General features: G+C 62.0%; 26 protein-coding genes. 7 read left to right on the top strand and 19 right to left on the bottom strand.

All coding sequences use genetic code 11. From position 1 onward, the window contains the following. Nucleotides 1–17: 17 nt before the first annotated feature. The 6 genes from dnaN to ACI5KX_RS07795 all read right to left on the bottom strand — a co-directional run bounded on the left by dnaN (nt 18) and on the right by ACI5KX_RS07795 (nt 5064). Complete coding sequence (dnaN, locus tag ACI5KX_RS07820) at nt 18–1145, bottom strand: DNA polymerase III subunit beta (protein WP_406810108.1); 1128 nt, start codon at nt 1143–1145, stop codon at nt 18–20. 165 nt (nt 1146–1310) lie between these two features. Then, entirely contained in the window at nt 1311–1727 is a 417-nt protein-coding gene (locus ACI5KX_RS07815) for a hypothetical protein (protein WP_406810107.1), read from the bottom strand. Between the two features lie 179 nt (nt 1728–1906). Continuing rightward, complete coding sequence (fabG, locus tag ACI5KX_RS07810) at nt 1907–2659, bottom strand: 3-oxoacyl-[acyl-carrier-protein] reductase (RefSeq protein ID WP_406810106.1); 753 nt, start codon at nt 2657–2659, stop codon at nt 1907–1909. A 39-nt stretch (nt 2660–2698) separates the two neighbouring features. Further along, nucleotides 2699–3262, bottom strand: coding sequence for a hypothetical protein (locus ACI5KX_RS07805; RefSeq protein WP_406810105.1), 564 nt, complete (start codon nt 3260–3262; stop codon nt 2699–2701). 8 nt (nt 3263–3270) lie between these two features. Further along, nucleotides 3271–4209 (bottom strand): ACP S-malonyltransferase, encoded by a 939-nt coding sequence (gene fabD / locus ACI5KX_RS07800; RefSeq protein WP_406810104.1) that lies wholly within the window; start codon nt 4207–4209, stop codon nt 3271–3273. A gap of 24 nt (nt 4210–4233) precedes the next feature. Beyond that, nucleotides 4234–5064, bottom strand: a complete 831-nt coding sequence (locus ACI5KX_RS07795; RefSeq protein WP_406810103.1) for an LD-carboxypeptidase — start codon at nt 5062–5064, stop codon at nt 4234–4236. Between the two features lie 55 nt (nt 5065–5119). Here ACI5KX_RS07795 and ACI5KX_RS07790 point away from each other — a divergent pair, with 55 nt between their 5' ends. Genes ACI5KX_RS07790 through ACI5KX_RS07780 form a run of 3 tightly spaced genes read left to right on the top strand, consistent with a single transcriptional unit; the run spans nt 5120 to nt 8405 of the window. After that, nucleotides 5120–6547: a Mur ligase family protein gene (locus tag ACI5KX_RS07790; protein WP_406810102.1), complete on the top strand. Its 1428-nt coding sequence runs from the start codon at nt 5120–5122 to the stop codon at nt 6545–6547. Then, nucleotides 6544–6825, top strand: a complete 282-nt coding sequence (locus ACI5KX_RS07785) for a hypothetical protein (protein WP_406810101.1) — start codon at nt 6544–6546, stop codon at nt 6823–6825. The genes ACI5KX_RS07790 and ACI5KX_RS07785 overlap by 4 nt, the downstream gene beginning before the upstream one ends. Nucleotides 6826–6878: 53 nt before the next feature. After that, nucleotides 6879–8405: a class I adenylate-forming enzyme family protein gene (locus ACI5KX_RS07780; RefSeq protein WP_406810100.1), complete on the top strand. Its 1527-nt coding sequence runs from the start codon at nt 6879–6881 to the stop codon at nt 8403–8405. On the opposite strand, the gene ACI5KX_RS07775 is transcribed toward ACI5KX_RS07780, so the two are convergent. Both ACI5KX_RS07775 and ACI5KX_RS07770 read right to left on the bottom strand, forming a co-directional pair. Then, nucleotides 8402–9049, bottom strand: a complete 648-nt coding sequence (locus ACI5KX_RS07775; RefSeq protein WP_406810099.1) for a glutathione S-transferase family protein — start codon at nt 9047–9049, stop codon at nt 8402–8404. The genes ACI5KX_RS07780 and ACI5KX_RS07775 overlap by 4 nt on opposite strands. Then, complete coding sequence (locus ACI5KX_RS07770; RefSeq protein ID WP_406810098.1) at nt 9049–9990, bottom strand: DUF808 domain-containing protein; 942 nt, start codon at nt 9988–9990, stop codon at nt 9049–9051. The genes ACI5KX_RS07775 and ACI5KX_RS07770 overlap by 1 nt, the downstream gene beginning before the upstream one ends. Before the next feature lie 197 nt (nt 9991–10187). Here ACI5KX_RS07770 and rpsF point away from each other — a divergent pair, with 197 nt between their 5' ends. The 4 genes from rpsF to ACI5KX_RS07750 all read left to right on the top strand — a co-directional run bounded on the left by rpsF (nt 10188) and on the right by ACI5KX_RS07750 (nt 13102). After that, nucleotides 10188–10550 carry a 30S ribosomal protein S6 gene (gene rpsF, locus ACI5KX_RS07765; RefSeq protein WP_406810097.1) on the top strand — a complete coding sequence of 121 codons (363 nt, stop codon included), beginning with the start codon at nt 10188–10190 and terminating at the stop codon, nt 10548–10550. Further along, entirely contained in the window at nt 10550–10774 is a 225-nt protein-coding gene (gene rpsR / locus ACI5KX_RS07760; protein WP_007164455.1) for a 30S ribosomal protein S18, read from the top strand. Before rpsF ends, rpsR begins: the two co-directional genes overlap by 1 nt. A gap of 13 nt (nt 10775–10787) precedes the next feature. After that, on the top strand, nt 10788–11510 hold the full coding sequence (rplI, locus tag ACI5KX_RS07755; RefSeq protein WP_406810096.1) for a 50S ribosomal protein L9: 723 nt from the start codon (nt 10788–10790) through the stop codon (nt 11508–11510). Nucleotides 11511–11653: 143 nt separating this feature from the next. Beyond that, nucleotides 11654–13102, top strand: coding sequence for an AMP nucleosidase (locus tag ACI5KX_RS07750; protein ID WP_406810095.1), 1449 nt, complete (start codon nt 11654–11656; stop codon nt 13100–13102). Here the strand turns inward: ACI5KX_RS07750 and ACI5KX_RS07745 are convergent. The 11 genes from ACI5KX_RS07745 to ACI5KX_RS07695 all read right to left on the bottom strand — a co-directional run bounded on the left by ACI5KX_RS07745 (nt 13095) and on the right by ACI5KX_RS07695 (nt 22169). Further along, on the bottom strand, nt 13095–13868 hold the full coding sequence (locus ACI5KX_RS07745; RefSeq protein ID WP_406810094.1) for an aminoglycoside adenylyltransferase domain-containing protein: 774 nt from the start codon (nt 13866–13868) through the stop codon (nt 13095–13097). The genes ACI5KX_RS07750 and ACI5KX_RS07745 overlap by 8 nt on opposite strands. Then, the gene (rimK, locus tag ACI5KX_RS07740; RefSeq protein ID WP_406810093.1) at nt 13865–14770 is read right to left on the bottom strand and encodes a 30S ribosomal protein S6--L-glutamate ligase; all 906 of its coding nucleotides are present in this window, start codon (nt 14768–14770) and stop codon (nt 13865–13867) included. The genes ACI5KX_RS07745 and rimK overlap by 4 nt, the downstream gene beginning before the upstream one ends. 57 nt (nt 14771–14827) lie before the next feature. Then, nucleotides 14828–15259 (bottom strand): ATP-dependent zinc protease, encoded by a 432-nt coding sequence (locus tag ACI5KX_RS07735; RefSeq protein ID WP_406810092.1) that lies wholly within the window; start codon nt 15257–15259, stop codon nt 14828–14830. Further along, a complete protein-coding gene (locus tag ACI5KX_RS07730) occupies nt 15256–16269 on the bottom strand; it encodes a beta-propeller fold lactonase family protein (protein ID WP_406810091.1) in 1014 nt (337 codons plus the stop codon). Before ACI5KX_RS07730 ends, ACI5KX_RS07735 begins: the two co-directional genes overlap by 4 nt. After that, nucleotides 16269–18137 (bottom strand): M2 family metallopeptidase, encoded by a 1869-nt coding sequence (locus tag ACI5KX_RS07725; protein WP_406810090.1) that lies wholly within the window; start codon nt 18135–18137, stop codon nt 16269–16271. Before ACI5KX_RS07725 ends, ACI5KX_RS07730 begins: the two co-directional genes overlap by 1 nt. A gap of 69 nt (nt 18138–18206) precedes the next feature. After that, nucleotides 18207–18728, bottom strand: a complete 522-nt coding sequence (locus ACI5KX_RS07720; RefSeq protein WP_406810089.1) for a hypothetical protein — start codon at nt 18726–18728, stop codon at nt 18207–18209. Further along, entirely contained in the window at nt 18725–19492 is a 768-nt protein-coding gene (locus tag ACI5KX_RS07715) for an alpha/beta fold hydrolase (RefSeq protein WP_406810088.1), read from the bottom strand. The genes ACI5KX_RS07720 and ACI5KX_RS07715 overlap by 4 nt, the downstream gene beginning before the upstream one ends. Continuing rightward, on the bottom strand, nt 19489–19932 hold the full coding sequence (locus tag ACI5KX_RS07710) for a GFA family protein (protein ID WP_406810087.1): 444 nt from the start codon (nt 19930–19932) through the stop codon (nt 19489–19491). Before ACI5KX_RS07710 ends, ACI5KX_RS07715 begins: the two co-directional genes overlap by 4 nt. Further along, nucleotides 19929–20579: a 2-hydroxychromene-2-carboxylate isomerase gene (locus tag ACI5KX_RS07705; RefSeq protein ID WP_406810086.1), complete on the bottom strand. Its 651-nt coding sequence runs from the start codon at nt 20577–20579 to the stop codon at nt 19929–19931. The genes ACI5KX_RS07710 and ACI5KX_RS07705 overlap by 4 nt, the downstream gene beginning before the upstream one ends. A gap of 19 nt (nt 20580–20598) precedes the next feature. Further along, entirely contained in the window at nt 20599–21138 is a 540-nt protein-coding gene (locus tag ACI5KX_RS07700; RefSeq protein ID WP_406810085.1) for an aspartate-semialdehyde dehydrogenase, read from the bottom strand. A gap of 5 nt (nt 21139–21143) precedes the next feature. Further along, the gene (locus ACI5KX_RS07695; protein WP_406810084.1) at nt 21144–22169 is read right to left on the bottom strand and encodes an aspartate-semialdehyde dehydrogenase; all 1026 of its coding nucleotides are present in this window, start codon (nt 22167–22169) and stop codon (nt 21144–21146) included. Nucleotides 22170–22173: the final 4 nt, after the last annotated feature.

Genomic DNA, 22173 nt, shown 5'->3' with positions numbered 1-22173 from the left:
CGCATCGCTTCCCAAACCTATACCCGCATCGGCATCAGCACATACAGCGCCGGGCTTTTCTCGTCCTTGCGGATCAGCGTCGGTGCGCCGGGATCGGCGAGGTGGAGCTCCACCGTATCGCTGTCGATCTGGTCGAGGATATCCTTCAGGTAATTGGCGTTGAAGCCGATTTCGAAGCCTTCGGACTTGTATTCGGCCGCCAGTTCCTCGGTCGCGGTGCCGTTATCGGGCGAAGTCACAGACAGAGTGACCTTGTCTGTATCGAGGCCCATCTTGACCGCGCGGGTTTTCTCGGTCGCGATTGTGGCAACGCGATCAACGCCTTGGAAGAAGCTCTTAGGATCGACTTTGAGGAGCTTGTCGTTCCCGGTCGGGATCACGCGGCTGTAATCGGGGAAGGTGCCGTCGATCAGCTTGCTGGTGAGCACCACTCCGCCCTCGCCGCCCAGCGTGAAGCGGATCTTGCTGGCCGAAAGGTCGATCAGGACATTGCCGTCGAGAGCCTCCTCGAGCAGCTTGCGGAGTTCACCCACGGCTTTGCGCGGAACAATCACATCGGGCATGCCCTCGGCACCGTCGGGGCGCGCAAGCGTGAAGCGGGCGAGACGGTGGCCATCGGTTGCCGCTGCCTTGAGCACCGGCTCATCATCGTCGGTGACATGCAGGAAAATGCCATTCAGGTAATAGCGCGTTTCCTCGGTCGAAATCGCAAAGCGCGTGCGATCGATCATCTCGGCAAGCTGGCGCGCGGGCAGTTCGAACGAAGTCGGCAGATCACCCTCGACGATGACCGGGAAATCGTCCCTCGGCAGCGTCGGCAGCTTGAACCGGCTGCGGCCCGCCTTGATCTCCATGCGGTTGTCGGCGGTCTCCAGACTGACCTGGCTGCCTTCGGGCAATTTCCGGGCGATATCGAACAGCAGGTGGGCGGAAACCGTGATCGCCCCGGGCGTTTCGACCGACGCCGCGCTCATCGTTTCGACCACCTGCAGATCGAGATCGGTCGCCATGACCTTCACGCTGCCGCCGTCGCTGGCATCGATCAGCACGTTGGACAGGATCGGGATCGTGTTGCGGCGCTCTACCACCGACTGGACGTGGGAGAGACAACGCAGGAGCGTCGCGCGTTCGATCGTAGCTTTCATCGCTTACCTATCGCTCTGTTTGGGCCTGCGGGCCACTGTGGTGGCGCAGCGGGGCCGGAATCGCCCCACCAGCGCCGGAACTTGTCCCGAAAACCTTAGCGCGATGGATACTGCGAGCAAGCCGCGACGTGACCCAGCCGGGAATCCATTGGGGATAATGAGGGCTTATGGCGCCTGAAGCTGCCTCAATCCGTTCTGTTGCTGGAAACGCATGCCGATATAGCCCCCGACCCATGCGAGAAGGTGATCATGAGTCATGCCGTTGGCCTCGGCCGCTTCACGGGTCGGAATGTCGAATTGCCCAGGGCGGGCATCGATATAGGCTGCGACATCGAGATCGGGCTCCGCCTGCAAGCGGGCAAGCAATTCTTCGGCCGGGCCCATGTCGAAACCGATCCCGTTGATGCGACCGAGCATTTCCTCGGCGAGCATGTATCCGAGATTGGCCAGTATGAAGGCCTCGGCTTTTTCGTCGGCGATGTTGTTCGCATCGAGACAGACGGCGGCGGCGTTCACCAACCGGGTCTGCGTTTCGGGCGGCGGAGAACCGATACCGCTCTCGGCAAGGAATTCATCGGTCATGTCCCGCGCAAGCTCGGGGTCGCCCGTTACCGCAATGCAGTCGACCGGTGGCGCCCCTTGAGCCGAAGCTGGACTTGCGACAACCAGGCCGGCCGCAACCATAAGCTGTTTCAGCATGATAATTCCCCCCAAACTGCGCACCGGCCGATTTCGAGCCGGAGAAGTTTCTTCCATTCCGGTCAGCTGAGCATCGCCATGCCGCCGTTAACGTGGAGTGTCTGGCCGGTCACATATCCTGCCTCGCGGCTCGCGAGATAGGCGCAGGCGGCACCGATGTCCTCGCCCTCGCCCATACGTCCCATCGGGATCTTCGCGTTGATTGCATCCTGCTGTTTCTCGTCGAGCTGCGCAGTCATCGCTGTGCGGATGAAGCCGGGAGCCACGCAGTTGGCAGTTATCCCGCGCGAAGCGACTTCCTGCGCAAAGCTCTTGGTCATCCCGGTCAGCCCGGCCTTGGCCGCAGTGTAGTTCATCTGCCCGGGATTGCCGGTCGCGCCAACGACGCTCGTGATGTTGATGATCCGCCCGAAGCGCGCTTTCATCATCGGCTTGGCGCTCGCGCGCATCAGGCGGAACGCGGCTTCGAGGTTGATGCGGATCACATCGTCCCATTCCTCGTCCTTCATCCGCATGCCGAGATTATCGCGTGTGATGCCGGCATTGTTGACGAGAATGTCGATGCTACCGAGCGTGTCGAGCGTGGCCGGGATCAGCTCTTCGACCTGGGTCGAATTCGAAAGGTCGCAGGTGATCTCGACATGATCGCCGCCGATCTCCTCGTGCAGCTGGTCGCGAAAACCGCGCAGCTTCGCGCCATTGGTACCCGAAAGCGCAATTCTCGCCCCCTGCTTGGCGAGCGCAATCGCGATGGCAGATCCGATCCCGCCGCTCGCGCCGGTCACCAGGGCATTCATTCCGGTCAGTGAAAACATGGGTGTCTCCTCACCACTCATATCAGGAGGCCTGCGCGCTCAGCGTGCGGCCAGTCGTTGTTCGGCATCGCGCTGCATGAGCCGCGCGGCCATGAAGGCGCCGATCATCTCGGCCTGTTCGATCGATCCGCTTACCGAGGGATTCAGAATGGCCTCGCCAAAGAATTCTTCCTCCTCGACCGTAAGCTCGCGGGTCTGTCCGGTTTGCGGATCCCCGAATATCTCCACCTCGAATAGGTAGAAAAGCCGTTGGCGCGTTGCTTCGTCCAGGTCTTCGTCCATTCGCCGAACGGTTTCCGCGACATCGGGCCGTGTCGCGGCAATACCGTCCAGCGAAAGTCCGGCGAATTTGTGTTCGAGGATCGCCATCATCGATGCCTCGTCCGCATAGTCAGTGCCCGCGCACACGGCTGCGCGATCAGCCAAGGCTTCGACAAGCTGCGGGTCGGTGCCCATTGTATCGAGATCGAAGCTGTTCACGTACCGGTCAATGGCGGCCTGCTGCTGCTCCGAGTAGCCGCTGTCCATGCAGGCAAGGACGTCGGGCGTCTGCGCAAAGGCGTGCGCAGGGAGCGCGGCGAAGGCCATGCCCAGAGCGATCATGCAGCGCTTCACCCGTTCTCTTTCGCAAAGGCTTCGAGATCTTCCAGGGTGATCAGGCTGGTGGTCGCAGCATCCTTGTCGATCCGGCCGATCATCGGGCCGAGGACCTTGCCCCCTAGCTCGACAAAGCTTTCGACCCTGTCGCTGCGCATCGCAAGCACACTCTCGCGCCATCGCACGCGGCCCGTAACCTGCTCGACCAGCAAGGCGCGTTCCTCATCGGGATCGGATACCTTCGCTGCGGTAACATTGGCATAGATCGGAAGTGCGAGCGGCCCCGGCGGCGTATCCGCGAGAGCCTCCGCCATGCGATCGGCGGCGGGCTGCATCAGCGAACAGTGGAAGGGTGCGGAAACCGGCAGCAAAACGCCGCGCTTGATCCCGTGGTCCTTCACCAGCGCGACCGCTCGCTCGATGGCGCCCTTGTGACCGGAAATCACCACCTGTGTCGGGTCGTTGTCGTTGGCGACCTCGCATACTTCGCCCTCGGCAGCGGCGGCGGCAAGCGCGGTGGCCTTTTCGATATCGGCCCCAAGCAGCGCCGCCATCGCGCCATCGCCCACCGGAACGGCGGCCTGCATCGCCTGCCCGCGCAGCTTGAGCAGCCGTGCAGTCGTCGCAAGGTCGAAAGCGCCGACCGCACACAGTGCGGTGTATTCGCCGAGCGAATGGCCTGCGACGCAGCCGCCCGCGTCGGAAAGCTTCACGCCGAACTCGCTTTCGAGCACGCGCAGGGTCGCGATCGCATTGGCCATGATCGCGGGCTGCGCGTTTTCGGTCAGCGTGAGCTGGTCTTCGGGTCCCTCGCGCATGATCGCGCTCAATTTCTGGCCCAGCGCCTCGTCGACTTCCTCGAACACTTCGCGAGCCGCAGCGCTGGCATCGGCAAGCTCGCCGCCCATGCCGACTTTCTGGCTGCCTTGTCCCGGAAATACGAACGCTCTCATCACAATCTCCTCTGGCCCGCGCGGTTACGGAGCCTTGGACGGACTCGCAAGCCCGAACGGCACCACCTTGTTGGCGGATGTGTGCCCGATCTCCGCGCGGCCAAGATAGGGCACGCCCGCCCGGTCGCACCAGAACTTGGCGATTTCCTCTTCGGTCTGGCCGAATTCGACGTAGTTTTCAGGAATATCGGTCACGGCCCCCAGACGCAGTCCCGCGATGCGCGGCAGGACCGCGCCGAGATGAAAGAACAGCCTGTCGATCGAATACAGGTGCTCACTGACCTCTTCGACCATGACCACGTGCCCCGAAAGATCGGGCATCAAGGGTGTGTTCGAAATCATCGCCAGCGTGATCAGGTTGAAGGCCACCGCAGGGGTCTTCCCGTCGAGGCTCGGCTCCAGCCCGCTGTTGTCGCCGTTGAGCCACTGCAGCACCCGGCGGACGGCTCTCCGCCCGTTCTCCGAGCGCGCGCTCACCGGCATCGATCCATGCGCACATTGCCCGATCCCGTGGCGATAGAGCGCGGCGAGCAGATAACCGCAGTCCGAAAAGCCGACATAGGTTTTCGACTTGGCCGCCTGGTTGACCCGCGCCACGGCAGCCTCGGCAATGCGGTTCGACCCGTATCCACCCTTGGCGAACCACACTACATCGTAGGCAGGATCGTTGGCGCATTCGAGAAAGGCCGTGAGCCGCGTAAGATCGCTTCCGGCAAAGTGCCCTTCGCGTTCGAAGCACTGGTCATGGAAAGTCACGCTGGTTCCGGCGAACTCTGCGGCGACCATTTCCTCCAGCGCTGCCGCATGTTCGCGTGTAATCGGCGTCGCGGGCGCGCAAATGGCGATATTCGTCATGCGACACACCTATGTCGCTTGTCAGTGCCGGTGCAAGCCAATAACCGTGTTTCCTATGGAAGACGGGATCGAAAGGCCGGACCTGACAGGGCGGCCGTTTTTCTTTTGCGGGATCGGCGGTTCGGGGATGCTGCCGCTGGCCCAGATCGCGAGTGGGTACGGCCACGAGGTCGCAGGCTCCGATCGCAGCCGCGATCAGGGGCGTACGCCCGAGAAATTCCAGTGGTTGGCCGACAACGGTTTCACGCTGTTTCCGCAGGACGGCAGCGGGATCACCTCGGCCGATCAGATCCTCGTCGCGTCGGCAGCGGTAGAGGATACCGTGCCCGAGGTCGTCCGCGCCCGTGAGCTGGGTTGCAAGCGGATGAGCCGGGCGGAACTGCTGTCATCGCTTTTCAACGAGGCGGGCTATTCCATCGCGGTCGCTGGCACATCGGGCAAATCGACCGTGACCGGCATGATCGCGTGGATTCTCTCGCAGGGGGATTACGATCCGACCGTAATGAACGGCGCGGTGATGAAGAATTTCGTCAGCAGCGAAAACCCCTTCGCCAGCGCACGCGTGGGAACACCGAGGGTGTTTGTGAGCGAGGTCGATGAAAGCGACGGCTCGATCGCGCTCTATCGTCCGACGATCGGCGTGCTGCTCAACGTCAGCCTCGACCACAAGAGCATCGAAGAACTGCGCGTCCTGTTCGGAGACTATCTTGCCAAGTCCGGCTGCGCGGTGGTCAATTTCGATAACGTCGATGCCCGCGCCCTCGCCGGGCGTGCAGCGAACTGCGTGAGTTTCGGGATCGAGACGAAGGACGCCGATATCACGGTCGAACAGGGGTCGATCGAAGAAGCCGCTTTCGAAATCAGCGCTGCAATAGTGGACAACGAAACCCGTATGATCGCTCCACTGACGCTGCCGATGCCGGGCATGCACAACCTCTCGAACGCGCTGGCAGCGATTGCAGCGGTCAATGCGGCAGGGATCGGGATCGACAAGGCCGCTTTTGCCCTGCGTTCCTTCAAGGGCCTTGCCCGGCGGTTCGATATTGTCGGCACGACCGAGACCGACATCACCGTGATCGACGATTTCGGGCACAATCCGGAAAAGTGCGCGGCGACGCTCCGTACGCTCAAATCGACACCGGGCCGCGTAATCGCGTTCTTCCAGCCCCATGGCTACGGGCCGCTGCGGCAAATGGGTGATGAACTTGCCAAGACCTTCGCGACCGAACTGGGCCCCGAAGATGTGACGGTCATGTGCAACCCGGTCTATTTCGGCGGCACGGTGGATCGCAGCCAGGGAAGCGAGCGGATCGTCGACCTGATCGCCGGTCAAGGAGGCAGGGCCGAGCACATTGCAGCGCGCAAAGACTGCGGCAAGCGGATCGTAGAGTTAGCCCGGCCGGGCGACCGGATCGTCATCATGGGCGCACGCGACGATACGCTCAGCGAATTCGCCCGATCGATTCTCGATAGTCTGACGTGACGGTATACGCCCTTGCCTCTCAACACGCATGGCGGATGCTCGGGGCACTCATGCTGTCGATCCTGTTCGTGCTGGTGGTCGATCGCTTCTACGGCCACTCGACCATCGCCTTTGCGCTCGCAATCGTCGGGCTCGTCGCCGCCAATGCCCCTATGCTGCGCTTCAACTGCCCGACTTGCGGCAAGAACCTGTTCTTCCGCGGTATATTCGTCGTCCCTTGGCCCAACCGGGTGTGCGGCAAATGCGGCGAACAGCTTGCCCCGCCGCGACAGTCATGAGCCATCACATTCGCTGATGGAGTGCAATCGCCACTCGGGATAAGCAAAAGCTCATGCATGCCCGTGATTTCTCGATGGACACACTGCTGCGCCAATGCGCCTCGCACTACGCTGCCCGCGAAGCGACTGTCGATGGCGCGCAGCGACTGACCTACGCCGATCTCGATCGGAGAGTTGGCCGCATGGCTTGCTGGCTGCTCGCCAAGGGAATCGGCCCGGGAGACCGCGTCGCGATCCTGCTGACCGACGGCGCGCCGTTCATGACGGCGCTCCTCGCTTGCGGACGGATCGGCGCGATTGCCGTGCTGCTCAACTGGCGCCTTGCGCCCGGAGAGATCGCGTGGATCGCGGGGAATGCCGAACCGACGCTGACTTTCGCCAACCCGCGCTTTGTGGACCTGCTGGCCGAGGCCGACGCGGGCGAGGTGATCGAAGTCGATGAAGCGCACGATCTGGACAGCGCGTTCGAAAGCATCGTCAGCCGCGACCATCCGGCGCAAACGATCCCCGACCTCGCGCCCGATCGACCACTCTACATGATGTACACCAGCGGCACGACGGGAAAGCCCAAGGGGTGCCTGCAAGCGGGCAGCGCGGTCGCGTCCTCGGCGCTCGGCTTCTGTGTGCGCCGCGGCTTCACCCGTGAAGAGCGCCTGCTGTCGGTCAATCCGCTGTTCCACGTCGTCGGCATGCAGCAGGTCGCAGCCATGCTCGCCTGCGGTGGGACCAGCGTGTTTGCAGGCCGCGACGACGACAGCGCAGCGATACTCGATCTGCTCCACCGCGAGCGCTGCACGACCACCAGCGCCTTCCCGACGATCTGCTTTCCTTGGGCTGCGATGGAACCAATCCGAGACGGGGTGATGCCGCTCACCAACTACACTGGCGGTGCCGGGATGGGTCGCCCGCAGATCTACGAATTCATCGAGCAGGATTGGGACGCGCGCGTCGTCGGCGGATACGGCCAGACCGAGGTGTGCGGCTTTGCAACCTTTATCGACTATCCCGACATGTGCGAGCACCCGCGCTCGATCGGCTGGCCGATGCCGCACGTCGAAATGACGATCCTCGATCCCGACGGCAACCCGCTGCCGCCCGGTGAGGAAGGCGAAATCTGTCTTCGCGGTCCCTCGGTGATGCTGGGATACTGGCGCAACAAGGAGGCGACCGAGTCGGCGCTGGGCCACGGCTGGCTGCGCACTGGCGATCTCGGCACGATGGACGAGCTGGGCCTCGGCTACCTGCTCGGCCGCGCCAAGGAGCTGATCAAGACCGGCGGCGAGAACGTCTATCCGGCGGAAGTCGACGCGGTCTTCGCCGAGATGCCCGAGGTGGCCGATGCCGGATGCTGCGGGGTCCCCGACAAGCAATGGGGCGAGGCGGTGAAGGCATTCGTCGTCTTGAAGCCGGGCGAGAAGCTGACCCGGGAAGAGATTACGAAGCGCTTCAAGGGGAAAATCGCAGGATACAAGCGCCCGCGTTACATCGAATTCGTCGATGCCCTTCCGCGCGATCCGATCGGGAAATTGCTGCGTCGCGAGCTTTCGGAGCGTCCGGTCACACCCGATCAAGCAGCCTAGTCCGCCTCCAGCGCCTTGCGCCCCTCTTCTTCGCGTTCGAACGCTCTCTGGTACGCCTCGCGACCCGTCAGTCGCTCTCTGTACGCTTTCAGGCTATCGGGCACGCCTTCATCGAGACCGACGCTCTGGGCAAGGATCAGAGCATACCCGCAGCAGATATCGGCAACGGTGAACCGGTCGGCGCAAAGGAAATCTCGCCCCTCGAGACGCTGCTCGAGCTTGACCAGGCGCTTGTGAAACCACTTGGCGTAGGCCTCGCCCGCCTCTGCCCAGCCCTTCTCCTTCTCGAAGATCGCAAACCGCATATAGACCGTCTGCGGGAATGTGATCGTGGCATCGGCGTGGTAGGTGAAGTCGCAATATTCCGCGTAATCCCGTTCGCCCGGCGCGATGGCGAGATCGGTGTAGCCGTCTTTGGTCGCCAGATAGTGCGCGATCGCGCAGCTTTCGGTCATACGCGCATCGCCGTCGAGCAGCAGCGGCACAGTGCCCAGCGGGTTGATCTCGAGATATTCGGGCGCAAGGTAGCGCGGGGGAAAGGGGAGGATCTTGAGGTCGATATCCACGCCCGCCTCTTCCGCCGCCCACGTTGCACGCAACCCTCTCGACCGCGCGCAAGTGTAAAGAACTGGCCTTTCCCTCATCAGTGCGCGCCTTCGAACTTCAAGACCTTGTGCAGCACGAAGGCGATGACCGCGCCGAGCGTCAGCCCGATGACCGCCGACACAGCGGCATAGGTCGCCCAGCCCAGCGTGCCTGCGAGAGCTCCGGTGGCGTTCTTCACCGCATATTCTGCGCCGTGCGCGATATCGTACAGCAGGTCGAATCCGACTTCGTGGGTGCCGTGGACGATAATCCCGCCCCCGACCCAAAGCATCGCGATTGTTCCGACCACCGACAGGAAGGTGAGCAGCTTGGGCACAGAGTTCACCAGAAAGCACCCTAGACTCCGCTCGAAACTGGTGTCCTGTTCGGTCAAGTGCAAGCCGACATCGTCCATCTTCACGATCAGAGCCACGACGCCGTAGACCACAACGGTCACCACGATCGCGACGATGGCAAGCGCAATGCCGCGCTCCCACCATACATCCAGGTTTAGCTCGTTGAGCGTAATCGCCATGATCTCGGCAGAGAGGATAAGGTCAGTGCGGATAGCACCTGAAACGCGCTGTTTTTCGAATTCGGCCGGGTCTTCGATCGTGTCTTCGACGGTCTTGCCGTGCTTTGCTGCTCCGAGCTTTTCCATCACCTTTTCAGCGCCTTCGTAGCACAGGAAAGCGCCGCCCATCATCAGTATCCAGATGATCAACCACGGCAGGAATTCGGAAAGCAGAATTGCCCCGGGCAGCAGGATAACCAGCTTGTTGAAAAGGCTGCCCTTGGTGATCTTCCAGATGATCGGCAGCTCTCGCGCTGGCGTGAGCCCGGTGACGTAGCTCGGCGTAACCGCGGCATCGTCGATCACAACACCGGCGGTCTTCGACCCGGCGCGCCCGGCTGCAGCGGTGATATCGTCCGCCGAAGCCGCAGCCGCACGGGCGATCACCGACACATCGTCAAGCAGCGCGACTAAACCTGATGGCACGGCACCGATCCCCTCAATTCCTGAAATCCCAACCGCCCCGTGCCCCGTGCGTTCCCGCCTGACAAGCCTTGCATTACCGGCCAAACTCGCTATGTGCGCGCATCCGCTTTGTTGGAAGCGGTGTTGAAGAAAGCCGGAGGGGCCCCGTCATCCGGACGGACAAGCCAGCGATCGGCAGCAATTGAAAGGAACGCGAGATGGCTCTTTACGAGCATATCTTCCTCGCGCGTCAGGACCTCTCGCAGGCCCAGGTAGACGCGCTGGCGGCCACGGCGACCGAAATCGTCGAAGCGAACAAAGGCAAGGTTACGAAGACCGAGACGTGGGGCCTCAAGTCCCTCGCCTACAAGATCGACCGTAACCGCAAGGCACATTTCGTGATGCTCAACATCGATGCCCCGGGCACCGTTGTCGAGGAACTCGAGCGCCAGACCCGTATCAATGAAGACGTCATCCGCTACATGACCATCCGTGTCGACGAACACGAAGAAGGCCCGAGCGTGATGATGCGCAAGAACGAACGCGACCGTAAGCGTCGCTCCGACCGAGGAGACGACTAATGGCTCGCCCGTTTTTCCGCCGCCGCAAGTCCTGCCCGTTCTCCGGCAAGGACGCTCCCAAGATCGATTACAAGGACGTGCGCCTGCTCCAGGGCTTCATGTCCGAGCGTGGCAAGATCGTGCCGTCGCGCATCACCGCCGTATCTGCAAAGAAGCAGCGTGAGCTCGCCAAGGCGATCAAGCGCGCCCGTCACATCGGCCTGCTGCCGTACATCGTGAAGTAAGAGGAGACAGAAAATGGATATCATTCTCCTCGAACGTATCGAGAAGCTCGGCACGATCGGTGACGTCGTCACCGTGAAGGACGGTTATGCCCGCAACTTCCTGCTCCCGCAGAAGAAAGCCCTGCGCGCCAACGAAGCCAACAAGAAGGTCTTCGAAGCCAATCGCGAACGCCTCGAAAAGGAAAACGCCGAGAAGCGCACCGAAGCCGAAAAGCTGGGCGAAAAGGTTGCAGGTGCAGAGGTCATCCTCATCCGCGCCGCTTCTAACACCGGCCAGCTTTATGGTTCGGTCAACGTGCGCGACATGGTCGCCGGCCTCAACGATAAGGGCCACGACATCGACAAGAAGCAGGTCATCATGGGCGCGCCGATCAAGTCGATCGGCATGCACGATGTGACCGTCGCTCTGCACCCGGAAGTGCACGTCACCGTCAAGGCCAACGTCGCCCGTTCGGATGACGAAGCCGAACTGCAGTCGCAGGGCGTCGACGTTCTGGCGCAGCTGTTCGAAGAAGAGCAGAAGGAACTCGAAGACGCGGCTGCTGCCAACCGCATCGATCCGAACCTCGAACCCGGCGAAATCCCGGCCGAGATGCTCGAAGAAGCGGCAATCGAGAACATCGAAGCCGCCGAAGAAGCCATGCCGGATTCCATCGCTGCAACCGAAGCACCGGAAGAGGAAACTCCCGCTGACGATGCTGCGGCAGACGAAGAAACCAAGGAAGACCAAGCCTAAGGCTCGTTCTTCGCGAGGTTTCTCGCACGAGACACAAGAGGGCGCGGGGTCGAGAGACTTTCGCGCCCTTTCTGTAACAATCTCCGAACGCTGCGCGGCGACCTGTCCTTGCAACACAAAACAATAACAATAAGGATCACCGAATGACCCCAATCTCCGACATCATCGACGAATTGCAACGCCACTATGACGACGCGGTATCGACCCTGCGCGCCGATGTGATCGCGTTCGGGCGGGACTTCACGGTTCCGCCGGAGCGCAAGCGCGAAGACGGCAGCTATGCCTATCCGCAATTGACGCTGCATTATTCGGGTGTCGGGGAGCCGCAGGATCGCAGTCGCGCGTTCGGACGCCTCGAGATGCCGGGCACCTATACCACCACCGTCACGCGGCCCGATCTGTTCGCGCCTTACCTCAAAGAGCAGCTGGCGCTGATCGGCGACGAATACGAGATCGATGTGGCAGTGACACGGTCGCGGCAGGAAATTCCGTTTCCTTACGTCCTCGATGGCGATGCGGGCGCAGCGATGGTCGGGATCGCACCGACCGAGATCGCGCAATACTTTCCCTCGACCGACCTTGCCCTGATCGGCGACGAGCTGGCGGACGGGATCGAGTTCCACGAGGGCCGCGACATGCCGCTTTCGCTGTTCGACGGGCTGCGCACCGATTACTCGCTCGCACGCCTCGCGCACTACACCGGCACGCGGGTCGAGGATTTCCAGGATTTCATCCTGTTCACCAACTACCACCGCTATGTCGACGAGTTCGTGAACTGGGGCGCGCAGCAGATCTCGTCCAAAGGCGATGGAGAAGGATATACCTCGCTCAAAGGTGCGGCCGGGCTCGATATCGACGAATGCACCGACAACGCGCAGGCGCAATTGAACGACACGGCTTGGCGCAAGCACCAGATGCCCGCCTATCACCTCATCCGCGAGGATGGGAAAGGCATCACGCTGGTGAATATCGGTGTCGGTCCCTCCAACGCGAAAACGATCTGCGATCACCTTGCCGTGCTTCGCCCCCACGCTTGGATGATGATCGGCCACTGCGGCGGCGTCCGTTCGAGCCAGAAGATCGGCGACTTCGTGCTTGCTCACGCCTATCTGCGCGACGATCACGTGCTCGACGCCGTGCTCCCGCCCGAGATCCCGATCCCGCCGATCGCCGAAGTGCAGCTGGCGCTCGCAGGTGCTGCCGAAGAGGTCTCAGGCGTGCAAGGTGCCAACCTCAAGCAGCGCATGCGCACAGGCACCGTCGTCACCACCGACGATCGCAACTGGGAGCTGCACTACTCGACCAGCGCCAAGCGCTTTTCGCAAAGCCGGGCGATCGCGGTGGAGATGGAAAGCGCGACGATCGCCGCTCAGGGCTATCGCTTCCGCGTTCCCTACGGCACGCTGCTGTGCGTCTCGGACAAGCCGCTACACGGCGAGATCAAGCTGCCCGGACAGGCCAACAAGTTTTACGAAGAAGCAATCGCCGCGCACCTTCAGATCGGGCTAGAGGCCTGCAAGCGCCTGCGCGACGAAGGCGACAGCCTGCATTCGCGCAAGCTGAGGGCATTCAACGAGCCGCCGTTCAGGTAATGTGATCCTCGGAGCGTAGCTCTTCGATAGCCGCCGCCGTACGGCTCACGAAATCGTGCACTTGCTTCTGATCCAGAACCGCCGCTTCGCCGCGGGTGCGGTGAGAAAGCGCGTCGGCGACCATGCCATCCGACGGCGCTCGCTCAAGCCACAGTCGACCACCCTCGCTCTTGGACACAATTTCTCCGGTTCGCGCAGCGTGATGCGATCTTGCGGCGTTTAGAACGGCATTGGTGAGCGAGGTCGCTGATCCACCAGCGATATCACCCAAATGCCAATGCATTTCCGCAAACAGGGCTTTGCGCAGAAGACCGAGCGGCACCGGCCCGAGCACTTCATATGGGGGTGGCCCGAAAAGCCGCTGTCCCTGCTGTCTGCACTGGGAAACATCGATCAACAAATCTCTGGCCGTTCCCGGCGGCTCGCTCCCCGCGTGCGCGCCTGCACCCGTCGAAAGTGCAAACTCGAACGGGAATTCGAGTATCGGTTTGCTACAGGCACTGGCCGGACACAGAATGAGTTCAAGCTCCGCAGCACGATCTGGTGGTTCATGTTGCACCACGCGCGAAGCCAGATCCGATCGCTGAGAGTCGCTAAGCGCTCCGGAAACGACGCCTAGAACATCGATATCACTTGTGCCCGGTCGGAAATCGTCCTGGACGATCGAGCCGTGTAGATAGAGCCCGACAAGGTCTTGTGCGACTACCGCGCGGATATCATCAGAAATCTTGCGGAGGTATTCGGAAAGCCCCGAGGACAGCTTCACCCCTTCCCCTTCGTCTTCGTCTTGCCTGCCTTGGCGTTCGCCGCGACGTAATCGATGATCATTCCGGCGATGTCCTTTTCGGTCGCCTTCTCGATGCCTTCGAGACCGGGCGACGAGTTCACTTCCATGATCACCGGGCCGTGGTTGCTGCGGAGCATGTCCACGCCGCAAACGTTCAGTCCCATGTGCTTTGCGGCGCGTACGGCGGTCGAGCGTTCTTCGGGCGTGATCTTGATCAGCTGGGCGCTCCCGCCACGGTGCAGGTTGCTGCGGAAATCGTCCGCCGCGCCGGTGCGTTTCATCGCGGCGACCACTTTGCCGCCGATCACCAGCGCGCGGATGTCGGTTCCGCCCGCTTCCTTGATGAACTCCTGCACAAGGATATTGACGTTCGCCCCACGAAACGCCTCGATCACCGACTTCGCGCTCGACATCGTTTCGGCGAGCACGACCCCGATGCCCTGCGTGCCTTCGAGCAGCTTGATGACCACAGGAGGTCCGTTGACTGCCTTGATGATCTCCTCTGCCTGCTTCGGATCGTTGGCATAAGCGGTGAGCGGCAGGCCGATCCCGTGCTTGGCAAGGATCTGCATGCTGCGCAGCTTGTCACGGCTGCGCCCGATCGCGACGCTTTCGTTCAGCGGCCAGCAGCCGCGCATTTCGAACTGCCGCAGGATCGCAAGGCCATAATTCGTGATCGACGCGCCGATGCGCGGGATGATCGCGTCGTATCCGACCATCGGCTCGCCGTTGTAGAATACCTGCGGGCGATGGCTCGCAATATGCACCGTGCAGCGCGTCGTGTTGAGAATATCGAGCTCGTGCCCGCGCTGTTCCGCCGCCTCTTTCAGGCGCTGGTGCGAATAGAGCTTCGGATTCCGGGCGAGCATTGCGATTTTCATATTATATCCTCTGCCGGTTCTGTCTCCGGCGCTGAATTGGATGTCTGATGCACGGTCTCAGCCGCGCGATTGCAGCCAGGAATTGCCACTGTCGACCACGAACCGGCGTCTTAGCGCAGTCCGCCCGACAAGTATCGGAAATTTCATGTCGGATCGGTCGGCAAGGCTGAATTCCGCACGAAATTCGGTGTCTCCGATCCGCAGCGGGGTCTTGATGACATAGCGCTGCTGGGTCTTCCCATTCGAACTGGTGATGCCGCGCGTGTCAACCTGCACCGCCTCGCACTCCATCTCGATATCGTCCCAGTCGACCGAAAAACGCACGAAAGTCTTGCCGCCCCGCTCGAAGGTTTCGATCACGTGGCCGTGCAGCGAAGACGTGCGCGCGCCGGTGTCGATCTTCGCGGGAATCTCGCTGATGCCAAGGCCGGGCAGGCTGACGCGCTCGCGCCAGCCGACTGCGGGAAGATCCTTGCGAGTTTTGCTCAAGGGAGGATCGCCATCCCGTCCCCGCCCTCGCCTGTCGGCAATCGACGCAGGACCTTGCCGGTGGCATAATCCACCTCGGCGACGGTGTTGCTGGCGGTCTCGGCGACATAAATGCGCTCGCCATCGTCCGACCACAGGATTGTTACTTGAAAGCGCTCTTGTGCTTCTTCGGGGCCGGAAACGGCGATTGACCGAACGACTTCGGCAGTCTCGAGATCGATGACGGTCAAGCCGCCGTCGGCGAGGTCGGAAGTGACCGCCACGTCGCCCTGCGGACGGATCGCGAGACGCAGGGGGAAAGCGCCCGTGTCGATCGTACTCAGGACTTCCATCGTTCCCGGATCGAGTTCGAACGCCTGGTTCGAACCGCGGGCGGAAACCCAGAGAGCGGAACCATCCGGAGCGAGCGCGATGCCTTCGGGTTCCTCACCGACCGAAACCGAGATCGGGGCGATCCGCGCCTTCATCGCGACCCGGGTGGCCGTCTTCGACCCGAGATCGGTTGTCCACGCGACGGTCGCTGTTGGATCGACCACCAGCATGTGGCTGCCCTGCTTGCCGGTCGAATATTCGAAAGTCTGCGGCTGTCCCAGCGGATCGCGGATCCAAAAGATCGATTGGCGCCCCTCGGCGGTCGAATAAAGATCGCCATTGGCGTGCCATACGATCCCATGCGGACGGGCATTCTCGCCGAGATCGATGCTCGCGACCTTGCCGAGGTCGCCGGTGCGGAAAATATCGACCGTGGTCCCGCCATAGCAGGCGAGCGCGACATGGTCGCCATCCGGCGACGTCGCCAGCTCGTGCGGATTGGTGCAGCTGTCGAGGCGCAGGACCTCCTCGCCGGTTACGAGGTCGATCTTCGATAGCGTGTTGCCGCGCTTGTTGGCGACAAACAGCGTGCCGGTCACGTCGCTAGATGCGACCGGATTGGAGGCGGTGGAAGCGTCGCCCCCCGGCGCGCAGGCGCCGAGCAGCACAAGCGCTATCGGGAGTGCGAAACGCTTCATTACCAACCCTCTTCCTGTCCTTCGTTTTGCTCTTCGAGCCAGTCCATCAGCGGGGCGAAATATTCGACCATCGCCTTGCCGGTCATCTGGCGCTCACCCGTGAAAGCTTCGAGCGCATCGGGCCACGGCTTGGATGCACCCATTTCGAGCATCGCGTTGAGGTTCTTGCCGACCTCCTCGTTGCCGTAGAACGAACAACGGTGCAGCGGCCCTTCCCAACCGGCGGTGTCGCACGCAGCCTTGTAGAACTGGAACTGCAGCAGCCGCGCGAGGAAGTAACGCGTGTAGCTGACATTACCCGGCACGTGGTACTTCGCGCCCGGATCGAAGGCGCCTTCGGGCCGCTCGACCGGCGGGACAATGCCCTGATACTCGGTGCGCAGCTCGGTCCAGGCGGTGTTGTAATCCTCCGGCGCGACCGAACCGTCGAACAGGCTCCAGCGATAACGGTCGACCAGCAGGCCGAACGGCAGGAAGGCAACCTTGTCCATCGCCTGACGCAGCAACAGACCGATATCCTTGTCCTCGCTAGGCACCTGGCTTTCATCGAGTATGCCGATCTGCACGAGGTAGTCGGGCGTGATCGACAGCGCGATCATATCGCCGATCGCCTCGTGGAAGCCGTCATTCGCGCCCGTCAGGTAGAGGTAATCCTGCTGGTTGTAGGCGCGCTGATAGTAGTTGTGGCCGAGTTCGTGGTGAATGGTGATGAAGTCATCCGCGTTCGGCTTGATGCACATCTTGATCCGCAGATCGTCGACATTGTCGAGGTTCCATGCGGATGCGTGGCAAACGACCTCGCGATCGCGCGGCTTCGTGAATTGGCTGCGCTCCCAAAAGGTTTCAGGCAGCGGCTCGAAGCCGAGCGACGAGAAGAACTGTTCGCCGACTTTCGTCATCTCGACTGCGTCGAGGTCCTTTTCCTGGATCAGCTCGGTGAGGTCGTATCCGATATCGCCCGCGCCTTCGGGCGCCACGAGCGGATAGATGTTGCCCCACTCCTGAGCCCACATATTGCCGAGCAGATCGGCGCGGATCGGCCCGGTGGCGGGCTGGACCTCGTCGCCGTACTTCTCGTTCAGCTTGCGGCGGACATAGGTGTGGAGCGCGACGTAAAGCGGCTTCACTTCCTGCCACATCCGCTCGGTTTCGGCAGCGAACTCTTCGGGCGTCATGTCATAGCCCGAACGCCACATCGTGCCGACATTGTCGAAGCCCAACTCCTCGGCACCTTCGTTCGCGATGGCGATCATACGGGTGTAGTCTTCGCGCATCGGCGCGCCGACATTGTCGTGCCAGCTCGCCCACATTTCGGAGAGTTCCTCCGGCGTGCGTTCGAGATTGCCCATTTCGGCTTCGATGTCCGAGCCGTTGATCGGCTCGCCATTGAGCGTGCCCTTGCCCTTGCCGTAATCCGAACCGAGCTTGGTCGCGATGGCGGAGAGCTCTTCCGCGGCGCCGTCGCGCGATGGCGCGGGCATCGAGATGCCGTTACGCAGCATGTCGAGCTTGCGTGCGACTTCGGGATCGAGACCCTCGACCGCGGCATATTTCGCCGCCTCGTTGGCGAAGCGGACGCTCATCAGCGTCGCATCGGCTCCGTATTTCGCGGCGAGCTGGTTGCTGTCGTAATTGATGTTGGTTGCGTTGAGCCAATAGACATGCGCGGAGATGTCCGAAAATTCGCGCATCTCGGCTTCGGCTGCCGCGACAAAATCAGCCGCGCCCTGCGGGGTCAGCGGAAACTCGTTTTCGGCAGTTTCCTCGACGACTGGTTCGGCATGACCGTCAGCAAGTGCCGGAGCGGAAGCAAGCGAAACGGCGAGCGCGGCGATCGATGTCCTGAGCGCGGTGGAAGCGAATTTCATGGGGTACGAACCTCTTGGATTGTTCTGTGTCGTGATGATGTAGCCGATTGAACCTGTGACGGGGCTTAATCAAGCCGGTGGGCGCGAAAATCGACGAATGCCGAGGCTGGTCAGGATACCGAAAAAGGTCACCAGAAACGCAACGATCTTGACCGGCTGCATTATGGCGGCGGTGCCAGCCATCCAGTCCGATCCGCTTTCCCGGAGCAATTGCACCAGCTGAAGCCCCGTTTCGACATAATCGGTGATCAGGAACACGATTGCCGCGATCGCGACGACCTGCCCAATTCGGACGAGCAGTGCGCGATCCATCTGCTGTGCAAACATCCGCCCGCCCCAGAAGCTTCCCAGCCCGTAAATCCCGATAAATACGAGGTCGTGGCACATGGCGAAGATCGCAGTGTCGCGGAGGCCTGCAGCGCGCCACGCCGCCTGGATCCGGTCGACCGCTTGAGCGGAGCCCGCCGCCTGGTGATCGAGAATGCCGCCAGGCACCTCCGGAATCGCCAGAGGCGCGTGTGGGATGCGCGCCAGCGCGAAGATTGCGAGCCCGCCCAACCAGAAGATCCAGAACTTGCGCTCAGTGCTCATGCTCTGGATAGATATTCCACGATGGCTTCGCCCAGTTCCGGCTTGGTCGCACTGTCCAGATGCGCGCCAGGGACCGTCTGGTAGATTGCGTCCGGCAGGCGCTCAGCCAACTCCTCGGCCGAACCGTTGTCCTCGTCCTTGTCACCGCACAGCACGAGCGTCGGGATGTCGATATTCGCAAGCATGGCCGGATCGAGATTCTCGAACGCATCGAGCAGCAGCCGCGCCGCCACTCGGTCGACCCCTTGCGACTTCAGGAACTGGCGCGAAAGATAGGCCGGATCGCCGCGCTCGATGGTGTCGAATTCGTCGATCACGCGCTTGAAAAAGGTGGCGCGTCGTTCCCATTCGGCGAGCCCGGCGACTCCCATGCCGCAGGCGACAAGACGGCGGGGATGAAGGACGCCGGTCGCGCAGGCATGGATCGCGGTGCGCGCGCCGAGCGAGAACCCGACGAGATCGTACGCACCATCCTCAAGGCCGCAATGCTCGACCAGCGCCGCGGCATCGCGAACCAGCACGCCCTTGGGATAGGCCGCCGGATCGGTTGGCGAGGCACTGTCGCCGTGGACCCGAAAATCGAGCATGATCGCTTCGAAACCCGCCTCGGCAAGACGCTTGGCATGCCCCCATTTGATCCAGTTCATGTCGGCGCTGGAGAACAGGCCATGCAGCAAAAGGACAGGACGGCCCGCACCCTGGCGGTGAATCGCGAGCTCGGTCCCGTCGAAGGAGGCGAAGGATGCGGTGGTCAGTTCGCTCATGAGAGCAACTCCATCCATTCCGACTGGCTCTGCGGCTGCGTTTCCCATTGCGGCACGCCATCGGGCAGGACGACCCAGTGCTGTTTGCTGCGCGTCCAGATATGCGCGACCGGTTCGAGATCGACCGCGCAATCGAGCGAACCGCCCTTGATCGTGACCATGCCAGGCCGATTTTCACTCGCGTGGTAAACCCGGCTGCCGCATTGGGCACAGAAGTGGCAAATGGTGTGAGATCCGCTGTCGGTCGGTCGGCGCCAGCTTGCAGTTTCCCCGTCTATCGTGAGGCTTGAAAGCATCACCGGAACCGAAATGCCGAAGGCGCTGGCCGATTGCTTCTGGCATTCGCGGCAGTGGCAAGCATAGGCGGTAAGATGATCGGCGCGGATGCGATAGCGCACGGAACCGCACTGGCATCCTCCGGTGAATTCGTCTCCGCTCACCGTTTCGCCAGCCCCTTTTGTTCCATCCGCCACTTCGCCATCTCGATCCGGTCCTGTCCGAAGAAAGGCTCGCCCTCGAACACCAGTGTCGGCACGCCCCAGTGCCCGGCAGCCTCGAGCGCATCCTGATTGGCTGCAATCTCGGCATCGAGCGCGCCGGCATCCGAAATAGCCTCGGCGTCGAGTTCAGCCAGGTCGAGCCCCGCACGGGCCGCTGCCTTCGCGAGATGATCGCCTTCGTGCCAGTCATCGACCGTGCCCGACCAGATGATCTTGGAAACCTCGTCGCCGAATGCCAGCCCTTTGCCACGGCGCGTCGCAGCCTGTCCCAACCTGCAAACACGGCGGATGATCGGCTGATCCTTTGCGATTTCGCGCGTGGCCAGGTTCTGCGCCACCGGATCGGGTCGCGGCCAGCGATATGGGATGCCGAGCATTTGCGCCGATCGTGCCGCATCGATGAAGATGTATCTCCCGACATTGGGATTGCCTGTGAAAAGAATATCGGGATCGCGGATCGCGATCGGCCAAACGGTGCGCAGCGTGATGTCGAGGTCGTGCTCCTCGGTCATCGCGCGATACCGCCCGACGGCAAGGTAGGAATAGGGAGAGCGGAAGCTGAAGAAGAGATCGGCACTGAGTGTCATGACCGCTGTTTAGCGCGGCTTACCGGAAAAAGCACTGCGTCCCGGCATAAAGCATGCTGACTTTGTCCGCCTCGATGAATCCGCCGATATTGGGTCCGATGGAGAATTCCTCTCCCAACGTGCTGTCGTCAACACGGGTGAACCCGTCGACCTCTACGGCCGTATCGCTTGGCGTGCCGACCTGTATGTCGGATTCCACGCTGATCCTGTCGCCCCCTTCGAACAGGGTCCAGCCGACCAGTCGTCCGTCCTGGAAATTCACCGTCAGCCGCCCGGGATAGCCGACAAAGGTCATCGGGCCCGCGCCGCATTCGTCGTTGGACGCATCGCTCTCGGCCTTGCCAAGGACCCCGGCAAGCGCCGTGCGCACTTCGTTCTCGCCCGCTGCGAAGTAGAAAGCTTCGGCACCGGCAACGAGCCCCTCGCCGCGCAGCACGACTTCGTCGGCCGCCACCTGCGGTGTGCTGGCGCGCAAAGGCTCCTGCCCGGGAGGCGGAACATCGCCGCTGTCGCAGGCGCCGAGCGAGATTACCGCGAGTGCCAGAGCGATTGACCGCATGAACCTCAGCCCTTTTTGAGATGCCTGCGACCGAGCAATTCGGCGATCTGCACTGCGTTGAGCGCCGCGCCCTTGCGCAGATTGTCCGACACGCACCACAGGGCCAGACCATTCTCTACCGTAGGATCGTCGCGCACGCGGCTGATGTAGGTGGCGCTGTCGCCCGCGCTTTCGACGGGGGTGACGTATCCGCCGTCCTCGCGCTTGTCGACTAGCATCACACCCGGCGCCTCGCGCAGGATTTCCATCGCCTGTTCGGCGCTGAGTTCGTTCTCGAATTCGATGTTCACCGCCTCGGAGTGACCGACGAACACCGGCACGCGCACGCAGGTGGCGTTGAGCTTGATCTTCGGGTCGAGGATCTTCTTGGTTTCGACCATCATCTTCCATTCTTCCTTGGTCGATCCATCGTCGAGGAAGACGTCGATATGCGGGATCACGTTGAAGGCGATCTGCTTGGTGAATTTGGCGGGTTCGATCTGGTCGCCGACGAAAATCGCGCGGCTCTGGTTGAACAGCTCGTCCATGCCCGCTTTGCCCGCACCGGAAACCGACTGATAGGTCGAGACGACGACGCGCTTGATCGTCGCCGCGTCGTGCAAGGGCTTGAGCGCCACGACCAGTTGCGCAGTCGAGCAGTTGGGATTGGCGATAATGTTGCGCTGGGTGTAGCCGTCGATCGCATCGGGGTTCACTTCCGGCACGATAAGCGGAACGTCGGGCTCCATGCGGTAAAGCGAGCTGTTGTCGATAACGACGCACCCGGCTTCCGCAGCCTTGGGTGCATAGATCTTGGTCGCTTCGCTGCCGCACGCGAACAGCGCGATGTCCCAGCCCGCCCAATCGAAATGCTCGATATTCTTGCACTTGAGCATCTTGCCGGTGTCGCCGAATTCGACTTCGGTTCCCTGCGAACGCCCGCTAGCGACCGCTGCGACTTCGTCGCAGGGAAACTCGCGCTCGGCGAGGATCTGCATCATTTCGCGCCCGACATTGCCCGTCGCGCCGACGATGACCACCCGGTAACCCAATTCA

Source organism: Erythrobacter sp. GH1-10, assembly GCF_045363165.1.
Taxonomy (GTDB): domain Bacteria; phylum Pseudomonadota; class Alphaproteobacteria; order Sphingomonadales; family Sphingomonadaceae; genus Erythrobacter.
This window is presented reverse-complemented; position numbering and strand designations above follow the sequence as displayed.